General features: G+C 43.7%; 12 protein-coding genes and 4 pseudogenes. 8 read left to right on the forward strand and 8 right to left on the reverse strand.

Annotated elements, in window-relative coordinates:
- Positions 1–207: 207 nt before the first annotated feature.
- Positions 208–1,858, reverse strand: a pseudogene (locus J5O05_RS00910) (electron transfer flavoprotein-ubiquinone oxidoreductase).
- 239 nt (positions 1,859–2,097) lie between these two features.
- Here J5O05_RS00910 and J5O05_RS00915 point away from each other — a divergent pair.
- The 4 genes from J5O05_RS00915 (at position 2,098) to J5O05_RS00930 (ending at position 5,939) form a co-directional block, all read left to right on the forward strand.
- Positions 2,098–2,850, forward strand: coding sequence for an electron transfer flavoprotein subunit beta/FixA family protein (locus J5O05_RS00915; protein WP_208843200.1), 753 nt, complete (start codon positions 2,098–2,100; stop codon positions 2,848–2,850).
- Entirely contained in the window at positions 2,847–3,773 is a 927-nt protein-coding gene (locus J5O05_RS00920) for an electron transfer flavoprotein subunit alpha/FixB family protein (protein WP_208843201.1), read from the forward strand. Before J5O05_RS00915 ends, J5O05_RS00920 begins: the two co-directional genes overlap by 4 nt.
- 219 nt (positions 3,774–3,992) lie before the next feature.
- Complete coding sequence (locus J5O05_RS00925; protein WP_208843202.1) at positions 3,993–5,435, forward strand: mannan-binding lectin; 1,443 nt, start codon at positions 3,993–3,995, stop codon at positions 5,433–5,435.
- Between the two features lie 150 nt (positions 5,436–5,585).
- Entirely contained in the window at positions 5,586–5,939 is a 354-nt protein-coding gene (locus J5O05_RS00930; RefSeq protein ID WP_208843203.1) for a GFA family protein, read from the forward strand.
- 122 nt (positions 5,940–6,061) lie between these two features.
- On the opposite strand, the gene J5O05_RS00935 is transcribed toward J5O05_RS00930, so the two are convergent.
- The 3 genes and pseudogenes from J5O05_RS00935 to J5O05_RS00945 form a co-directional block, all read right to left on the reverse strand.
- The gene (locus J5O05_RS00935; RefSeq protein WP_208843204.1) at positions 6,062–7,066 is read right to left on the reverse strand and encodes a LacI family DNA-binding transcriptional regulator; all 1,005 of its coding nucleotides are present in this window, start codon (positions 7,064–7,066) and stop codon (positions 6,062–6,064) included.
- 28 nt (positions 7,067–7,094) lie between these two features.
- Positions 7,095–8,435, reverse strand: a complete 1,341-nt coding sequence (locus J5O05_RS00940; RefSeq protein WP_208843205.1) for a glycoside-pentoside-hexuronide (GPH):cation symporter — start codon at positions 8,433–8,435, stop codon at positions 7,095–7,097.
- Between the two features lie 27 nt (positions 8,436–8,462).
- A pseudogene (locus J5O05_RS00945) lies at positions 8,463–9,828 on the reverse strand (GH1 family beta-glucosidase).
- Between the two features lie 174 nt (positions 9,829–10,002).
- Here J5O05_RS00945 and J5O05_RS00950 point away from each other — a divergent pair.
- From J5O05_RS00950 to J5O05_RS00960, 4 genes and pseudogenes are all read left to right on the forward strand, one after another.
- Positions 10,003–11,242: pseudogene (locus tag J5O05_RS00950) on the forward strand (sugar MFS transporter).
- Between the two features lie 15 nt (positions 11,243–11,257).
- Complete coding sequence (locus J5O05_RS22290) at positions 11,258–11,386, forward strand: hypothetical protein (protein WP_280117667.1); 129 nt, start codon at positions 11,258–11,260, stop codon at positions 11,384–11,386.
- A 49-nt stretch (positions 11,387–11,435) separates the two neighbouring features.
- Positions 11,436–13,803 (forward strand): annotated as a pseudogene (locus J5O05_RS00955) (glycoside hydrolase family 3 protein); the annotation flags it as partial.
- A 52-nt stretch (positions 13,804–13,855) separates the two neighbouring features.
- On the forward strand, positions 13,856–14,797 hold the full coding sequence (locus J5O05_RS00960) for a glycoside hydrolase family 16 protein (protein WP_208843206.1): 942 nt from the start codon (positions 13,856–13,858) through the stop codon (positions 14,795–14,797).
- Between the two features lie 57 nt (positions 14,798–14,854).
- Here J5O05_RS00960 and J5O05_RS00965 read toward each other — a convergent pair whose 3' ends face one another.
- The 4 genes from J5O05_RS00965 to J5O05_RS00980 form a co-directional block, all read right to left on the reverse strand.
- Complete coding sequence (locus J5O05_RS00965) at positions 14,855–15,124, reverse strand: hypothetical protein (RefSeq protein ID WP_208843207.1); 270 nt, start codon at positions 15,122–15,124, stop codon at positions 14,855–14,857.
- Positions 15,125–15,505: 381 nt separating this feature from the next.
- Positions 15,506–16,996 (reverse strand): tryptophan halogenase family protein, encoded by a 1,491-nt coding sequence (locus tag J5O05_RS00970; RefSeq protein WP_208843208.1) that lies wholly within the window; start codon positions 16,994–16,996, stop codon positions 15,506–15,508.
- A 20-nt stretch (positions 16,997–17,016) separates the two neighbouring features.
- Positions 17,017–18,033 (reverse strand): cupin-like domain-containing protein, encoded by a 1,017-nt coding sequence (locus J5O05_RS00975; RefSeq protein ID WP_208843209.1) that lies wholly within the window; start codon positions 18,031–18,033, stop codon positions 17,017–17,019.
- A gap of 3 nt (positions 18,034–18,036) precedes the next feature.
- On the reverse strand, positions 18,037–18,744 hold the full coding sequence (locus J5O05_RS00980; protein ID WP_208843210.1) for a SapC family protein: 708 nt from the start codon (positions 18,742–18,744) through the stop codon (positions 18,037–18,039).
- Between the last annotated feature and the right edge of the window lie 2 nt (positions 18,745–18,746).

The following is an 18,746-nucleotide window of genomic DNA, read 5'->3' on the forward strand; positions in this document are numbered from 1 at the left end:
CAGGATTTTGACTAATTTTTGTTTATTCTCAATGCGTTGATATTATAAACGCGACAAAATAAGGTGAGAATTGAATCGGCAAGATTGGAACTAAAAAGGGGCCTGATGAAGTCCCTTGCAATTTGAGTTTGGATACTTTAACCGAATCGCGTTGGTTGAAGAGGGCTTTTGACCCGCTTATTTGAACGCACTAATTCGTTGAACACATTACATATTCGGATAGTTTGGACCACCTGCACCTTCAGGTGTAACCCAGGTGATGTTCTGACTTGGGTCTTTGATGTCGCACGTTTTACAGTGGATACAGTTTTGCGCATTAATTACAAACGTATCGTTACCATCGTCACTTTTTGCGATTTCATAAACACCGGCAGGGCAGTATCGCTGTGCTGGTTCTGCGTATTTTGCAAAGTTTACGTTAATCGGGATTGACGGATCAGCTAACTGTAAGTGACAAGGTTGTGATTCTTCGTGGTTAGTATTCGATAGAAATACAGAAGACAACTTGTCGAAGCTCAATTTCCCATCCGGTTTAGGGTAATCGATAGGCGTACAGTCAGATTTGAGCTTCATTTGAGCATGATCAGGAACTTCATCTTTGATGGTAAATGGCAAGCTTCCAGAAAAGATGTTTTGGTCTATCATGTTGTACGCACCGCCCAAAATTTTACCGAATTTGTGCAGTGCCGGACCGAAGTTACGTGATTTATACAACTCGTCGTATACCCAACTTGACTTGAATTTTTCAGCGTAAGTAATTAAGTCGCTGGCAGGCGCATCTGAGTTTAGTGCTTCAATGATAGCATCCGCCGCTATCATGCCCGATTTCATCGCTGTATGGTTGCCCTTAATTTTCGAGAAGTTTAATGTGCCTGCGTCACAGCCGATAAGAAGGCCACCAGGGAAGTGCATTTTAGGCAACGAGTGAAAACCGCCTTTAGCGATTGCTCTCGCACCGTAAGAAACGCGCTCGCCACCCTCAAGCACCTTCGCAAAAACAGGGTGATGCTTCATGCGCTGAAACTCATCAAATGGACTTAAATAAGGATTGTCATAGTTTAAATCGATGATGAGACCGATTACGACTTGATTGTTTTCAGCATGGTAGAGGAAAGAACCACCACTAGCACCTTCACTTAGCGGCCAGCCAGCACCGTGGACGACTAAACCTTCTTGGTGTTTTTCAGGACTAACTTGCCAAATTTCTTTAAAACCGATGCCATAGTGCTGCGGCGTTGCCTCTTTGTCTAATGCAAACGTCTTGATAAGTTGTTTACCCAAATGGCCGCGGCAGCCCTCAGCAAATACCGTGTACTTTGCGCGGAGTTCCATTCCAGGCATGTAGCTGTCTTTTGGTTGGCCGTCTTTATCGACGCCCATGTCGCCTGTCACAATACCTTTAACTTCGTTATCTTCGATGATTAAGCTGTGTGCGCTGAATCCAGGAAAAATTTCAATGCCGAGCGATTCTGCTTGCTCGGCAAGCCAACGACAGACATTCCCCATCGAGACGATGTAGTTGCCTTCGTTCATAAATGTTTTTGGAACAACGAAATTTGGTAACAATTTGGCACTAGTTTCGTTTTTAAATAGGTAGATCTCATCGTGAGAGACTTTGGTTGTGATTGGCGCCCCTTTGGTTTGCCAATCTGGTATGAGGCTCATTTAATGCGGTTGTTTCAAACACCGCGCCTGATAGAATGTGAGCACCGACCTCAGAACCTTTTTCGACGACGCAAATCATGAGTTCTTGTTGTTTTTCTTGCGCTTGCTGGGCGAGTCGAATAGCGCACGAAAGACCCGCAGGATCCGCGCCGACAATTACGACATCAAATTCCATGGTTTCACGTTCGACCATTGCTACCTCGTATAATTCTGTGACGGAGATACAGTGTTGCTTGTTTCATTCTGCATCAAATGCAAATGTAACATAATTGTATCGTAGTAAATCTAAGTTTACTTGATTTAAGTTAAGCTAAGGTTATTTTAGGTTGACGTTTACGTCAACAGGAAGTAGATTGAAAACATCAATAAAGTAGGTTGACGCATACGTAACGTAATTGTCATCTAACAGAATAACCAGAAAATGGAGCAGCTATGAAAGTCCTTGTACCAATCAAAAGAGTGATTGACTACAACGTCAAGGCGCGCGTTAAATCAGACAACAGTGATGTCGACTTAAGCAACGTAAAAATGGCGATTAACCCTTTTTGTGAAATCGCTGTTGAAGAAGCCGTGCGTTTAAAAGAAGCAGGAACCGCAACGGAAGTAGTGGTCGTGTCTATCGGTGATAAAGCCTGTCAAGAGCAGCTAAGAACTGCACTTGCACTTGGTGCAGACCGCGCAATTCAAATAGAGACAGACCAAAAACTTGAATCTCTTCATGTTGCAAAATTACTTGCTAAATTAGTTGAACAAGAATCACCTGAATTGGTAATTCTAGGAAAACAAACGATTGATGCCGACAACAACCAAACAGGACAAATGTTGGCCGCTTTAACGAAGCGTGGACAAGCTACGTTCGCTTCAAAGGTCGTTATTGAAAACGGCAAAGCAGTAGTCACTCGTGAAGTGGATGGCGGACTGCAAACGGTCGCTGTAAATTTGCCAGCAATCGTAACCACTGATTTACGCTTAAATGAACCTCGTTATGCGTCACTTCCGAATATTATGAAGGCTAAACGTAAACCATTAGACGTCGTTGCCGCTGACTCATTAGGTGTTGATTTAAGCCCACGCGTAACGCTTGTTCGTGTAGAAGAACCTGCAAAACGCCAAGGTGGCATCGTCGTAGAAAGTGTATCGGAACTAGTCGAAAAATTAAAAAATGAAGCGAAGGTGATCTCATGAAGATTTTAGTAATTGCAGATCATGACAACGGTGCATTAAAACCTGAAACATCAAAAGTGGTGAATGCAGCGAGTAAAATTGGAACGGACATTAGTGTATTGGTTGCAGGTCACAATGTGGGGAGCATTGTTGAAGCAGCAGCGAGTATTGCCGGTGTTTCAAACGTTTTAGTAGCAGACAACGCCGTTTATGAAACACAACTGGCTGAGAATATATCAGAATTAGTGCTGAGTATCGCTGAAGGTTATACGCATATTCTAGCAAGTGCATCAACGACCGGAAAAAATATGCTCCCGCGTGTTGCTGCATTGCTTGATAAATCACAGATTTCGGAAATTATCGCCGTTGTCGATGAAAATACATTTAAGCGTCCTATTTACGCAGGCAATGCAATTGCGACGGTACAAAGCAATGAATCGGTTAAATTACTAACCGTGCGTGCAAGTGCATTTGATTTACAAGGCACACAGGCACCTGCGGCAACCTCAGTCGTTGGTACTGTAGTAGATAATGCGACGACACAGTTTGTGAGTATTGAGCAAACCGAATCTGAACGTCCAGAGTTGACTGCTGCACCAGTGGTTATTTCGGGTGGTCGAGGTATGCAAAATGGTGAAAACTTCAAACTTCTTGAGGGCATTGCGGACAAATTGGGTGCTGCAATAGGTGCGTCTCGTGCTGCAGTTGACGCTGGTTTTGTGCCTAACGACATGCAAGTTGGCCAAACGGGTAAAATCGTTGCACCTAATCTTTATATTGCTGTTGGTATCAGCGGTGCAATTCAACATCTTGCAGGTATGAAAGATTCGAAAGTAATTGTTGCTATCAATAAAGACCCTGACGCGCCAATTTTCCAAGTTGCGGATTATGGCTTAGTTGCAGACTTATTTGATGTACTGCCAGAGCTAGAAAAAGCTTTATAAGAAACGATTCTGGTTGTTAAAGCCGTTGTGCCTTGTGCCGCGGCTTTTTTTATTTGCTAAATTTAATATTCGATGCGAAGTACTTATGCTTCTTCTTTGAAGTATATTGAAAATCTGCTGATTTTAAAAAATGTAATCATCTGTAATTGCCCCATCTTGTCGGTATCACTATAGTTAGTTGTGCAATTAAATTAACGTGATGTTAAAGGGATGGTTACAATGAAGCGTTCTACAAAGCTATGCATAGCTGGATTTGCAATGGCGACTTTAAGTTCTCAAGTATTTGCCGAAGTCAGTTGTCCGGTTAATCCAGAGTGGTTGAAAAACCCAAGCATGCCAAAAGAAGTCAAAAAAAGTGATGGTAATTCATCGACATTTTGCGACTTTTATCAATTCTCTACTCAAGCTTATGTGTACTTGATGAGTGAAAATACGGGTAAAACACCTAATTTTCTCGACCCGAAACAATATGCTGTGCTTGAGTTTGACAAAGATGGTAAACCATTAAACTCCTGTGATAACAAAATTGATGGAACAACAATAAGAAACAGATTGCAAAAAGGAAAACGATCAGCGTTCTCGACAGAGCAAGCTGGCGACAAAGCTACGATTTATGCACAGGACGGCAATGTTGTGTATTACGACGTTCGTTTTAACAAGGCGCTTTGTAATCAAACAGGGAGTGCTGTTGAGCTTGAAAAGCAAAATCAAATTAATTTTGCTGAAGGGACAACAGAGATTAAAGCGGCGTGGAAAGTGTTATCGAAAGATGAGATCAAAAGTAATCAGTTCGTCGTACAACAACAGAAAATCGCCGGTAAAAAGCAAACTCTCGGTTTAGTGGGTATGCATATCGCTGTTGCGACGCAAAACCATCCAGAATTCGTTTGGGCCACGTTTGAACATAAAGCAAACACACCTGACTGTGCGCCAACATCTGTCACCGTTAATGATAGCTGGACCTTTGCAAGCAATCGCTGTGCAAGTAAATTGACCAGTTCAACAACGCCTGGGAACGTGTGTAATTTTAACAATCCATCGGAAGAACAAACGGCATCTAAGGGAACACCAACCAATATTTGCCGCGTTTATCCTTATGGAACCGGATCTGGTGATTTAGATGCGACGGAAAATCTAACAGCGATACTTGACCAAAATAATGATTTAGAGATGCAAATTGCGAAGTTACAAAATGATTCATCCTATGCTGTTCTCCAAAACTATTTTCAAGTTGGAGCGCTTTGGGTAAGTGACATCGGCAAAAACACGGGTGGCGTTGGTGTGCCTAATGAACGAGGTTCTTTGAGATTGGCGAATACGGTTGCCGAGACTACCTATCAACATGTTAATTTAAACAGCACATTTGCGAGTAACTGTTTTGGGTGTCACAACTTTGTTGGTACGGAAAATAAAGTCAACAACAATATAACCAGCCAAGCCTTAAGCCACATATTTCTGGATATTTTAGTTGGTCAAGGAAAAGCAGCTGATGTCACCTCGCAAACAGAGATTGGTGATAACAGCGTGGCGCAAGCAATTTGCCAAGGTAGCGAGGAAAATCAAGGAGTGTGTCCAAAAACAGCAAGCTACTTAAAGTGGAATGGACAATGGACAAACAGCAATACGAGTGCGGGGTCTGTATGTGGCTGTATTATGAAATAGTAATACTAAAGAGCAAATAACCGAATTAGTTAAGCCGGGCAAAAGTTGATGTCCGGCTTTTTTATGCGTATTGGTCAAACGACAGGTTGCAAAAATAATGCACGTGTATAAATATACAGTGTTTGATTAAAATGAAGATGGTGTACTCAGATGATATATCAAGGGAGTTGTCATTGTAAGGCAGTAAAGTTTGAATTTGAAAGTGAGTTAATTACGGACGCGTTGCAATGTAATTGTTCAATTTGCATTAGAAAAAACGCAATTATGTCTAAGCAAATCTTTGATAAAGCAGACTTTAAGATCTTGAGTGGTAGGGACAATCTCCAAACTTATAATTTTAACGATCATGACGTTAATCATTATTTCTGTAAGACATGCGGGATCTATCCATTTCACGATTTGTCCTTCGACCCTGACAAATTCAGAGTTAATTACGGCTGCGTAGAAGGCATTGAACCAAGAAGCTTGAATATTGCTTACTTCGATGGACGAAATGAGCTTTAAGCCGTGAAACCGGGCATATCCTAAACGTGCTAGAACGTCCTTAAACTATAGGCAAACGTTAGAGAGGAAAAGCTCGACCGGGGGATTGAATTTGTCTCGAGAATAGGAGGGTTTCTATTCGATTAACCCTTTTCAGGCAAAACGGAATGTCTTCTAATCAGTGTTGGATAGAATTCGTTGCTGATTTTCAATCCTTTCACTTGATACACTTCTTTCAAAATGAGCGCTGCCGCCATCTTTGCCATTTCTTCAACGGGGTAATTAATCGTGGTGAGCGCAGGGAACAGGTAGCTTGAGTACACAATGTTGTCGAAGCCAATGATAGAAAGTTCTTCGGGCAATTGCATGCCTTGCTCACGCGCATAGGCCATTGCACCAGAAGCCATCTCATCGTTAGCACATACTAGCGCTGTAAATTGGTGGTTGCTGTTTAGTAGCGTTTTAAGTCCTTCCGTACCACTTTCTTGTTTAAAGTCTCCCATGTAAACCAATTCATTTTCAAGTTTTATACCTGTTTCGCGCGGCGCTTGTGTATGTCCTTCAAAACGTGCTTTCGCATCTTCTTTCCAATGAGGGCCAGCAATGTAGGCGATTTTACGATGGCCTAAATCAAGCAATTCTTTCGTTGCCAAATAGCCACCGGTTTTGTTATCTAAGTAGATACAGCGATCATGAAGGGGTTTTATGTAGCGGTTAATAATGACGAGTGGGATCCCTTTTTCGCACAACGCTTCAAGGTAGTCATCAGACAAGGCATCGAGATGTAAAATGAGCGCGTCGCAGTTGCGGCTAAGTAAAAACTCAATTCCAGCTTTTTCACTTTCTTCATTACTGTGACCAGCGGTAATGATGACGTGTTTGTTCGCATCACGTAAACGTTTTTCTGCGCCCGCCATTAAGTTTCCGAAAAACGGACCACACAGTTCGGGGATCAAGATACCAATGCTGTTAGAACGGTTTGAGGCGAGCGATTGAGCAATCGCGTTTGGGCGATAACCGAGGCTGTCCATAGCTTCCATGACCTTTTTGGTCGTCTTTTCGCTCACGTTGCCATTTTTATTGATGACTCTTGATACCGTCGCAAGTGAAACGCCTGCCAAAACTGAAACATCGTAAATCGTTGCCATCGAATAACCGCTCCTAACAAATTCGACTCTATGGTAGCGCGTGCGTATCTTTATTTAAAGTTAAGTGCTGGTGTATTTCATCCAATTTTTCATTATTTAATCGATACTTGAGCATAATTAATGCGACACCAAAAGAACCAAGCGACGATACGAGCGTAAAGGTTACGACAATACCGTGTAACGTTGCATCTGTTTGAGGTACGCCATTTTGATAATCAAAGTAGGCGAGAAACCAACCGGCGAGCGCGCCACCTAGTGCAATACCGAGTTTAATAAAGAAGATGATGCTGGAATATACGAGTCCAGTTGTACGAATTCCCGACTTTACTTCGCCATAATCAATGGTATCCGCCATTTTGGCCCAAAGTAAGGGCGTCGCCGTATCGGTTAAAAACTTCCAAACAATAAACGCCGCAAAGGCCAAATAGACATCTTGTGGTCCTATAAAGTAGGACAGGGCACAAATAACAGCGGCGGTGAATTGTAAACCAATATACAGTTTCACTTTGCAAAAATAGCGAGACAAAGGTTCTGCGACAGCACAACCAATCATGCTGCCAAGGACGCCCAATGTAATAAAAAGACTGACTAGGTCCTCGCGTTGTAAAAAGTATTTAACGTAGTAAACCGCCAATGTAAGGCGTAATACTTGTCCTGTGAGTAGCGATAACGCAGCGCCACATAATACCCGCCATTGGTCATTCTTAATGAGAGCAACAAACAGCTTTTTAGAAAAGCCATGCTGTTCGTGACTTGCAACACGTTCCTTAGTACCGAAGAAACAAAGAATAAACAGCACAAAACCAAGGGTACTCATTGCCAACATCGCGAGCTGATACCCTTTCGCTTGGTCGCCTTGGCCTAGCCATTCAGTGAGTGGCAGAGTTAATCCAGCGACAATTAAGCCGCCTAACATTCCAAACACGAAACGATAGGACTGAATGCTCACACGCTCTTTCGGGTTGTCCGACAATACGCCTGCCAAAGCGCAATAGGGAATGTTTATCGCTGTGTACGCAAGCATCAAAAGCCCGTAAGTAACATACGCATATACGACTTTACCACTTGGCGGAAGGTCGGGGACGGTGAATGCCAGTACACTGATGATAGCAAAAGGTAGTGCAAGCCAGAGTAGATAAGGACGAAATTGCCCATGTTTCGTGCGTGTATTGTCGGCCAAAGTCCCCATCAGTGGATCCGTAATGGCATCCATAATACGCACAACCAAAAACATGGTTCCGACGACGGCTGGGTTTAACCCCATGACATCGGTGTAATAGAGCATTAAAAACATCATTACGCTTTGGAAGATGATGTTACTCGCCGTATCACCAAGTCCGTAGGCAATTTTTTCTTTTATCGTTATCATGTTGCCTTACCTTTGTATCGTTATAGATTACTTTTGCAAATCAAGACGCTTAGCACTGAGCATGTTTGCGTACGCTTTACCGCTTTTTTTAATGGTTCGCTTTTGTGTTTCGTAATCGACATAAACCAAGCCAAACCGTTTAACGTAGCCTTCAGCCCATTCGAAATTATCCATTAAACTCCAAGCAAAATAGCCCTGTACGTTGACTCCGGCTTCAATTGCTTTATCAAGCGCAATCAAGTGACTTTGATAATACGCCAATCGGTCGTCATCGTGAACTTCGCCGTCCATGATTACGTCAGGCATTGCTGCTCCATTTTCCGTGATGTAAATGGGTGGTAAGTTGAATCGGTTATGTAAATCAAGCAGCAACTTGGTAAAGGATTCAGGATAAATTTCCCAGCCCATATCCGTGTAGGGAGGGCGATGGGCTAATTCGTCAAACAATTTTGATGGGTCAGACGGTTTTGCATAAAAACGGCGGGTATAAAAATTGATCCCTAAAAAATCAATACTTCCGCTGATGAGCTGCATATCGTTAGGCATGACCTCTGGTCGCACGCTTTCGTCAAGCTGATTGAGGACGTTAGGGTAGTGACCGGTCATAATAGGCATTAAGTACCACAAATTATGGTATTCATCGGCGAAATTCGTCGCGGCAATATCTTCGGCTGAATCGGTATTGCTGTAGCAAGGGGTAAAGTTTAAAACGATACCGTTCATGGTTTGCGGTGTGAGTCTACGCAATACCTGCATCGCTAGGCCGTGTGCAAGCAAAATGTGATGTGCAGCCTGCCTCCCAGCTTTTTGAGAGGTGAGACCAGGCGCGTGTATGCCAAGCTCGTAGCCAAGGAATGCGCTACAAAAAGGTTCGTTAAATGTGGCGTATGAATCGACAAGTCCGACAAAGTGGGGAACGAGTTGTTCAACATAGTTTGCGTATAAAAACGCAGTCTGACGATTTACCCAACCTCCTTGCTCCTCAATGTGTTGTGGTAAATCCCAGTGATAGAGCGTTACAAATGTTCGGATGCCTTTTTTCTTTAACGCTTTTAACAAGTTAGTGTAAAACCTCACGCCGTCGAGGTTGATACATCCTTGCTTATCCATGACGCGAGGCCACGAAATCGATAGTCGATAGGCATCGACATTCATTGAAGCAATGAGACTCAACGTCTTCTTCCCAACGGTTAAAATGATCGCAGGCAATCATTCCATTTGAACCATCGGCAATGGTATTCGGTGTGTCGCAAAACGTATCCCAAATACAGGGTAATCGGTGTTCAGCTCCACCTTCAATCTGAAATGAAGCCGTGGCAACGCCAAAAGTAAAATCAGCACGGCGCATAGTACTGTTGGTGGGAAGTTGCAGCATAGTTGTTGTGTTTGTCATTAGCTTTCCGATCTAGTCCATAAATGTAAGCGGTTACAAAAATGCTTGAAAAGCGTTTCTATAAGGGTTTAAATGATTATGAAAGCGCTTACATTTTGATGTTAGATTACAAAACAAACTAAACATTGGTCAAGGTTAAAAGAACAAAAGACCAACATAATGGGAGAACTACCAATGGCGATTTCCGTGCTTGAGACACAGTCGCAACAGCAGTCGGGTGGGCAATCACAGCCTATTTCACTTGCTTGGCTGACGTCGTTATTTTTTTTGTGGGGGTTTATAACGTGTCTAAACGACATTTTGATCCCGCATCTCAAAAACAGTTTTGATTTAAACTATTCGCAAGCCATGCTTGTGCAATTTTGCTTTTTTGGTGCCTATTTTCTGGTGTCAGTACCCGCGGGTAAATTGGTTGAAAAAATCGGTTTTCAACGAGGTATAGTCGTAGGGTTAGTGATTGCCGGAATAGGATGTGGGCTTTTTTATCCTGCAGCATCAGTTCACACTTACAGCTTGTTTTTGGCTGCCTTATTTGTGTTGGCGTCTGGTATTACGATATTGCAGGTGTCGGCCAATCCTTATGTAGCAAAATTAGGGGATGCTAAAACAGCGTCTTCGCGATTAACTATGACGCAAGCATTTAACTCGTTAGGCACAACCATCGCGCCATTTTTTGGCGCGTTACTGATATTGGATAGTGCAGCGAAAAATGCAAATGATGCGAGTAGTGTGCAATTGCCTTATCTTGGTTTAGCGCTCAGTTTTATCGTGTTGGCAGTCGTATTTGCGCTTTTAAAACTACCAAGTATCGAACAACAAAAATCCGATATAACGTCTTCGTCGTCTATTACAGAAACACTAAAAGACAAGCGACTTGCTTTTGGTGTCATCGCAATTTTTGTGTATGTCGGTGCAGAGGTGTCGATAGGTAGTTTCATGGTCAATTTTTTGATGGAGCAGCACATTGGTAATCTTTCAGAAAAAGCGGCTGCAAGTTATCTCGCGTACTATTGGGGCGGCGCGATGGTTGGGCGTTTTGCGGGTGCGCTATTGATGCAAAAAATATCGGGCGCTAAAGTACTTTTCGCCCATGCCTTAATCGCGATTGTGCTGATTTCCATTGCCGTTGTGAGCCAAGGCAGTGTAGCAATGTGGGCGCTCATTTTTGTTGGCCTATGTAATTCAGTGATGTTTCCGACCATTTTTAGTTTGGCTGTTGGTAATTTAGGTGAAAAAGACGGCGACGGGTTCAGGCTTATTGTGTTTAGCAATTGTGGGCGGTGCAGTGATCCCACTTTTCCAAGGGTTGCTTGCAGATTCAATAGGGATTCAACATGCCTTGGTTTTACCCATTATATGCTACGCGTTCATCGCGTTTTACGGTCGCTTTTTGACGAAACAAAACCACGCTTAAGAAAAGGATAATACTGTGAAAATTAGAACAATAATGCCATCAATGGTGGCGAGTGCGGTTTTGAGTGTGTTGCTTGTTGGCTGTAACGAGCAATCCAAATCGACGACGGCAACGAGTCAACCCGTTGATTCAACTTCGCTTTGAGAATCACGTCAATTCTGTGATCCCAAAAGATGATAAAGTAGAGCAGAAGGTTGACGCTATTCTCGCAAAAATGACGATTGAGCAAAAAGTAGCGCAAACCATCCAACCGGAGATCAAGTCAATCAGCGTCGAAGACATGCGTCGCTACGGTTTCGGTTCCTATCTCAATGGGGGCGGCTCATTTCCAAACGGTAACAAACATGCGACGCCGAAGGAATGGATAGATCTTGCCGATGCAATGTATCAAGCGTCAATAGATGCGAGTTTAGATGGTTCCACCATCCCGACGATGTGGGGAACAGATGCGGTACATGGTCACAATAACGTGATTGGTGCGACTATTTTTCCTCACAACATTGGGTTGGGTGCAACCAATAACCCGAAATTGCTTGAACAAATTGGCGCTATTACCGCAAAAGAAGTGCGTGCGACAGGTATAGACTGGGTGTTCGCACCAACCGTTGCAACAGTACGTGACGATCGTTGGGGACGCACGTATGAAGGCTATTCAGAAGATCCTGAAATTGTAAAAGCCTATGCAGGCGCCATGGTGAAAGGACTACAAGGGGTGCCTGAAAACGGTCTATTCGCAGACGATAAGGTGATTAGTACCGTGAAGCACTTTTTAGGTGATGGTGGTACGGAAGGGGGTGATGACCAAGGAGACAATCTGGCGTCGGAAAGCGAGACTCTATCGTATCCACGCACAAGGTTACGTCAGTGGTCTTGCGGCCGGAGCACAATCAGTGATGGCGTCGTTCAACAGTTGGAAAGGCGAAAAAGCGCACGGTAGTCACTATCTATTAACAGAAGTTCTTAAAAATAAAATGGGCTTTGATGGTTTTGTTGTAGGGGACTGGAATGGTCATGGACAAGTTCCCGGCTGCAGTAATGAGAGTTGTCCGAATGCGATGAATGCAGGCCTTGATGTATTCATGGTACCCGGACCGGAGTGGAAACCGTTACTTGAAAACACCATAGCGCAAGTGAAAAGTGGGGCAATTCCTGAATCGCGACTCAATGATGCAGTACGTCGTATTTTACGTGTAAAAGTAAGAGCGGGATTGTTCGAGTCAGTAACCCCTAAAATGCGACCATTGAGTGGAGATATGTCGCTCATTGGCGCGAAAGCTCATCGTGATGTCGCAAAACAAGCAGTTCGTGAATCACTTGTGCTGCTGAAAAACAATAACCAACTTTTACCACTAAATGCGAATTCACGCATTTTACTGGCTGGGGATGGCGCGGACAACATCGGCAAGCAATCTGGCGGCTGGAGCATTACCTGGCAAGGTACAGGTAATACTAACGAGGATTTTCCGGGTGGAACCAGCATATTTGATGGATTTAAGGCTCAAGTCGAAAAGGCCGGTGGCCAAGTTGAGTTGTCGGTGTCTGGCGCGTTTACTCAAAAGCCGGATGTAGCCGTTGTCGTATTTGGAGAAGACCCTTACGCAGAGGGCAATGGTGACCTTGCGAATGTCGAATATCAGCGAGGCAACAAACGTGACCTGCAGCTTTTAGAAAAATTAAAGTTGCAAGGTATTCCGGTTGTTGCAATTTTCCTGACAGGTCGCCCGCTTTGGGTAAATCCGGAATTGAATGCCTCTGACGCATTTGTTGTAGCGTGGCTGCCTGGAAGTGAAGGTGGTGCGATTGCTGATGTGCTGTTAAAGGATAAAAATGACGCAGTCGCGTATGATTTTAAAGGCAAGTTAACCTTCTCATGGCCTTCTTCACCTACACAAACTTCGGTTAATCGAGGAGATAGTAACTACAACCCATTGCTCCCTTATGGCTACGGGTTAAGTTACGGTCAACAATCACAACAGATTAATCTAGACAACTTGCCTACAGAATTTAAAACCGTGCAAGGTGAACTTGCGAATCATGAGATCCTGGTCAGAGACGTTAAGGCACCAAGCTGAGCTCAAATTCGCGAAGCATCAGGTGAGACTCGAATTTCTTCCAGCGTTACTCGCACTCCGTCGCTCGAGGTCTCAACGGAAGATAAAACGGTGCAAGAAGATGCCCGTAATCTCGTGTTTACTGGAAAGGCTGAGGCGAGTTTCGAAGTACTGGCTGCATTCCCATCTGATTTACGTAATTTACTCGAGGCTGACGCGAGGTTAAATTTCGCCTTGAAAGTCAACCATACTGATGAGGCGCAGTCTTTTAGCATCGCGGGTCCATGTAATAATGAGTGCGAAAAGACGGTTCAAGTCGCTATTGAAAAACCAACAGGGTGGTATGACATATCTGTCCCTGTTAGTTGTTTCGCCTCGCCTGAAAACGATCTCTCAAAAGTGATGCACCTGTTTAAGCTTACCGCTGACAAGCCAATGAACATCTCTATCGCGGATGTCTATGTGGGGGCGAGTAATGAAAACGCAGTTACAATAAGCTGTAATAACTGATTTAGGGAGCACTAGCTCCCTTTTTTAATAAGTATAATAAGACGAATATCGAATGAAACGAACTAGTTACTTCTATTTAGCCATACTTGTATCTACAGGTGCCAGTGCACAAAGCAAATTGTGTATACAAGACCCTATTTGGCAAGATGAATTTAGTGATGAGACGTTAGATCCTGAGAAATGGAACATAGAACAAAATTGTTGGGGTGGTGGTAATCACGAACTTCAATGCTATGTTAATGATAAACGGACTATTTCTGTTGCCAATGGCGTCTTGTCTCTGACGGCACTTAAAGAACAAGGAACAGGACCTACTTTTCCAAAAAGTCATCCTAACTATGATCCTGCACAAACATCCACTAAATCGTTTATTAGCGGTCGAATCAACAGCAAATCAAAAGCAGCGTTTACCTACGGTCGATTTGAGATCCGTGCAAAATTGCCTCAAGGACAAGGGAGCTGGCCTGCAATTTGGATGTTACCTGAAGAAAATCGCTATGGTCCTTGGCCCGAATCGGGTGAAATTGACATCATGGAAGCTGTGAATTTAGGTGCTCGTTCAGACGATAATGATGCGTCTTATGAGGGCAAGCCTGAAACTCGCGTTCACGGTACACTTCATTACGGCACAAGGCCTCCGAAAAATGTATATACAGGTAAACCGTATCGGTTGGACGAGGAACGTTCGCCTAGTAGCGGATTTCATGTCTATCGATTGGACTGGAAAAAGGACGAAATTAGTTGGTATGTCGATGGGGTACTTTATTCCACGCAATATCCTCAAACGACAGGTAAAGATGGTTGGTTTAGCCAACCTGAGGGCAATAAACGGCGCCCTGACAATGCCCCCTTTAATCATCCCTTCCATTTACTACTTAATGTTGCGGTAGGCGGTGATTGGGCAGGTAAAGTCAATGAAAAAGGTGTTGATGAGTCTAAACTTCCTTTCACAATGCAAATTGATTGGGTCCGAGTATACGAACTGTGTGACTGACAGAGAAAACAGCCCACTAACGCCATATTTAGGTGCATAGAACGTCATTATCTATCTTTAATGACGTTCGGTTTCTTCTAACTTTTTTTGTAAAATTAAGACAAGTTCATCGTATTTTGGGCCAAAGCCTAAATTGGGTGCGAGTAAAGCGACAACACCGATGACGACCAAGGCAGCTAAAAGCGTTTGTTGTGGCAAAACGTTAAGCGCATATAAAGTCAGCGCAATAAACATGACCGACACGGCAATAATACGTATAACATTTGCTTTTTTTAGATTACTTTTCGCTGCTTCGATGGTTTGTTTTTCTTGTTCTGTAAAATTCATTCTAATTTCGTGATACCTAAGACTCGTAAGCTATTTTCAAGCAAACAGTTTACTTCGGTCCATCAAACATGGCTATGACTGTAAGCCGATAGTTGGTAGATTTTTATCTCTTTCTAACAGCCTATTTTCAGAAAAGGCATTTCGTATTCTTGTTTCACAGGTATATAGCTCATGTGATTAAGCTGTAAATCGACACGTACTTTTATTGCATCATTGACTAAAGAAGGCGCTTGTTTAGACAGCGTGTTTGTGGCGCGAAGGTCACGGCTTCCTGTTTTACAAAATAAGCCGGTCTATGAGTCCACTCACGTGGTTAAAAGAATTTCCAAGTCTAGCTATATAAGCCAGACTTGGAAAAAGGGAGACGGTCTTTGTGACGAATTATTCACTGTGCGTTTTACAGTAATGTTCAAGAAAATCTTGGTGGCTTGGTAGCTGTTGAACCGTTCTATCTACGTTGTATTTAATTTGATTCAAAAACTGTGAAAGCTCATCATTACTCATTACATCGACAATTGGGTGATAAGCTTTAGGTAAAATGCCTTGTCCCATCATTACTTGTGTCCAGGAATTCTCACCAAACAGCTCGTTGCCAGACTTAAATACACGTCCAGTTTCACGGAATAATTCCATGCGGTGGCGCAATGTGTCTGGGATCTCGAGGTTTTTGCAGTGACGCCAGAATGCAGAATCGGTGCGCTCAGTTGCGTTGTAATGAAGAATAATGAAATCGCGGATATTATCCACTTCCTCTTGTGTTTGACGGTTAAATTCGTCTACATCCGTTTGTTGAATCCCAGCCTGCGGGAACAACTGCATTAGGCGTACAATACCGCGTTGGATTAAATGTATGCTGGTGGATTCTAAAGGTTCAATAAAACCGGAAGAAAGGCCAATCGCGACACAATTTTTGTTCCAATGCTTACGCCGCTGGCCGGTCGTAAACTTAATCACGCGAGGATCGGTTATGGGATCGCCAGGTAAATTTTCGAGTAAAGTACGTTTTGCCTCGGTATCACTTACGAATCTATCGCAATACACAATGCCATTGCCCATGCGGGTTTGTAGTGGTATTTGCCACTGCCAGCCTGCATCGTGCGCAATAGCGCGAGTGTATGGTTTAGGTGCATCTGCTTTTGTTGTTTGCACGGCGATTGCCGAGTTAGCAGGTAGCCAATGACTCCAGTCATCAAAACCTGTGTGGAGCGCTTGCTCAATGAGCAAAGCTCGGAACCCAGTACAGTCAATAAACAAATCGCCTGCGATGGTATTGCCGCTATCGAGCGTTAGGCTGTCTATATAACCGGTGACTTCGTTTAAATTTACTCGGGAAATCTTACCCTCAATGCGTTTCGCGCCATGTTCAAACGCCATGGTCTGGAGGAATTTGGCGTACAACGAGGCATCTAGGTGGTAGGCATAGTTCAGGGATTGCTTGTTTAGGTGCGCAAACTTATTTTGCTTTGCTGCTATCAGCTCTGGACAATAGTCGCCAAACTCTGACGCAATGCCCATTTGTTTTCCTTTAACCCAAAAATGTTGAAAACCCGCTGCCCAGCAATCTTTTCCGGTATATCCGAAAGAGTGAATGTAGCTGTCTTCCTTGTTTGCCCAGTTTTCAAAGCCAATGCCAAGCTTAAAGGTCGCATTCGTCGCCGCCATAAACTCTTGTTCATTGATGTGCAACAGCCGATGTAGAGTAAGCAACGTTGGAATGGTGGCTTCACCAACACCGACTGTGCCAATTTGATCAGATTCAATAAGCGTAATGTCGAGTGTTTTACCTAACAATTTTGCTAACGAGGCTGCAGCCATCCAGCCGGCTGTACCACCACCAGCAATGACCACTTTTTTTACTGCGTTTACGTTCATGGTGTTCTCATTCATCGAATTTAGCGTTCCAAGTTTCTGGCGAGCTGTTTTTTAACGTTTAACTGTTGTTGCGTATTCGAGCCGTCAAATACCCCAAGTAATTCATGTGGAATGTGGTTAGTATCAAATTCATCACTGAATAGGTAGTAGTCGAAAAAGGCTTTCCAAGCCGCTTTCTCGTGTGCGGGTAATTGTCTTATGGCAAGCAGTGCGTGAGTGAGGGCATCCGTTGGACTCCCGATGACGCTCTTTTCATCTCGCCACCAATAGTTGATCTGCGCATTGATGTCTTCAAGGCCTTCTACGTAGTGCCACCACATGCTCGGAATATAAAGGCAATCGCCAGGGGTTAAATCAACAAACTGTGCGTGTTTTAAGGCCTCAGCGAAACGTGGAAACGCGTCGAAATCAGGCTCATTTAAGTTAACCATCGAGATAGGGCGACCTGCTGGCGTAAAATCAAGTGAACCGATATAGAGGTTACTGATTTGCTCTGGTGGGAATAGTACGAATCGACGTTTACCAATGACGTTACACGCGAGGTTTAGGGGAAAGTCACTGTGAATGGCCACTTTACTTTTTTGACCAAGCCAGAGGCTTTTAAGTGGCGAGATTTCATCAAGCACAGTGCTGTGCTCGGTATCAATTTCAGGGAACCAACGTCCAAATAACGTAGAACCTAAGTAAAACGCGCCAAGCGCTTCATTATTTGATGTGCTGAGCTGCTGTGCAAGTCGGCTAAATGGTCCATTTAAAACGCGATAATTAAACCCAGTTGCACTCTCGTTATAAAACACGCGGCCATCTGCATTGGGGGCAACGTTAAACACAGTGACAGGTTCTTGGGTCGAATACTGTTCCAAATATCGCAGCGCTTGTAGAGCGGATTCTTGTGCCTTGGCAACTAAAGGCCAATGTGCAACAAATCCTCGTAGCACTATTGGCGTTTCTTGATTTGCCAGCAGCGTCTTTAAATCACGAAAGGCGACGTCGTTACGTTCTGGGATCGGTTGTAATTGGCTGATATCCAAACCCATGGTTTATACCTTTTGGGTTTGTCTATTTTTTCTGTCGATTAACGTCAGAAGCTGCGAATGAGACGCGAGTACAAAGTAAATTGCAGCTAAATGCCCCTCATGTTGCAACTTTAAAAGTTGCTGGTCTGAAAGCGAATTTAGTTTGTCTTCATTGATAGTGTAAAAACCCGTTAATTGTGTTGTTTCGCCATTGTTAAGCTCAATGTCTAATGACAATGATTCTAACAAGTTACCTTCGAGCAGTTGTGCAACAAAGTGCGCATTTTCTTGAACGCCTTGATGCAATAATTCCAGTGACTGACCTACACGTTCAAGGTAGGGCGTAAACTCGCCAAACTCGCTAAACAATGGTTCGCCGTCAACGCGAGAAACTTTGGGGCTACTCATATCGATATGGATTACGCGTTGGTCGTGTTGCTGACCTATCGAAAAAGGCAGTCGTTCAATTGATAAAGGCACATATGAAGCTTCCCAGCCAGCGCTACTCAGAAACAAGTTGGAGTGTGGTTCGAGACCAAGTAGCGCGACCGGGAAAAATTGGCCATTGGTTGTATCTTTTTGAAATAAAATCGGGTAATGCGCTTGGATTTGGCGAAATTCGGAAACAAAGGTGTAGGCGGCCATTTGTGCGTCACCAAGCTCTGCCGATTTTCGGGTAATGATTTTAATCTTTTTGTGCTGCTGGTGATTCAGGAGGACGGTTGTTGTCATTG

Origin of the sequence: Pseudoalteromonas xiamenensis (assembly GCF_017638925.1) — a bacterium.
In the GTDB taxonomy this organism is placed as follows: domain Bacteria; phylum Pseudomonadota; class Gammaproteobacteria; order Enterobacterales; family Alteromonadaceae; genus Pseudoalteromonas; species Pseudoalteromonas xiamenensis.

What these genes read in the sequence shown, in the direction of transcription:
- J5O05_RS00915 (WP_208843200.1), top strand. Translation starts at nt 2,098, where the DNA reads ATGAAAGTCCTTGTACCAATCAAAAGAGTGATTGACTACAACGTCAAG.
- J5O05_RS00920 (WP_208843201.1), top strand. Translation starts at nt 2,847, where the DNA reads ATGAAGATTTTAGTAATTGCAGATCATGACAACGGTGCATTAAAACCT.
- J5O05_RS00925 (WP_208843202.1), top strand. Translation starts at nt 3,993, where the DNA reads ATGAAGCGTTCTACAAAGCTATGCATAGCTGGATTTGCAATGGCGACT.
- J5O05_RS00930 (WP_208843203.1), top strand. Translation starts at nt 5,586, where the DNA reads ATGATATATCAAGGGAGTTGTCATTGTAAGGCAGTAAAGTTTGAATTT.
- J5O05_RS00935 (WP_208843204.1), bottom strand. Translation starts at nt 7,066, where the DNA reads ATGGCAACGATTTACGATGTTTCAGTTTTGGCAGGCGTTTCACTTGCG.
- J5O05_RS00940 (WP_208843205.1), bottom strand. Translation starts at nt 8,435, where the DNA reads ATGATAACGATAAAAGAAAAAATTGCCTACGGACTTGGTGATACGGCG.
- J5O05_RS00960 (WP_208843206.1), top strand. Translation starts at nt 13,856, where the DNA reads ATGAAACGAACTAGTTACTTCTATTTAGCCATACTTGTATCTACAGGT.
- J5O05_RS00965 (WP_208843207.1), bottom strand. Translation starts at nt 15,124, where the DNA reads ATGAATTTTACAGAACAAGAAAAACAAACCATCGAAGCAGCGAAAAGT.
- J5O05_RS00970 (WP_208843208.1), bottom strand. Translation starts at nt 16,996, where the DNA reads ATGAACGTAAACGCAGTAAAAAAAGTGGTCATTGCTGGTGGTGGTACA.
- J5O05_RS00975 (WP_208843209.1), bottom strand. Translation starts at nt 18,033, where the DNA reads ATGGGTTTGGATATCAGCCAATTACAACCGATCCCAGAACGTAACGAC.
- J5O05_RS00980 (WP_208843210.1), bottom strand. Translation starts at nt 18,744, where the DNA reads ATGACAACAACCGTCCTCCTGAATCACCAGCAGCACAAAAAGATTAAA.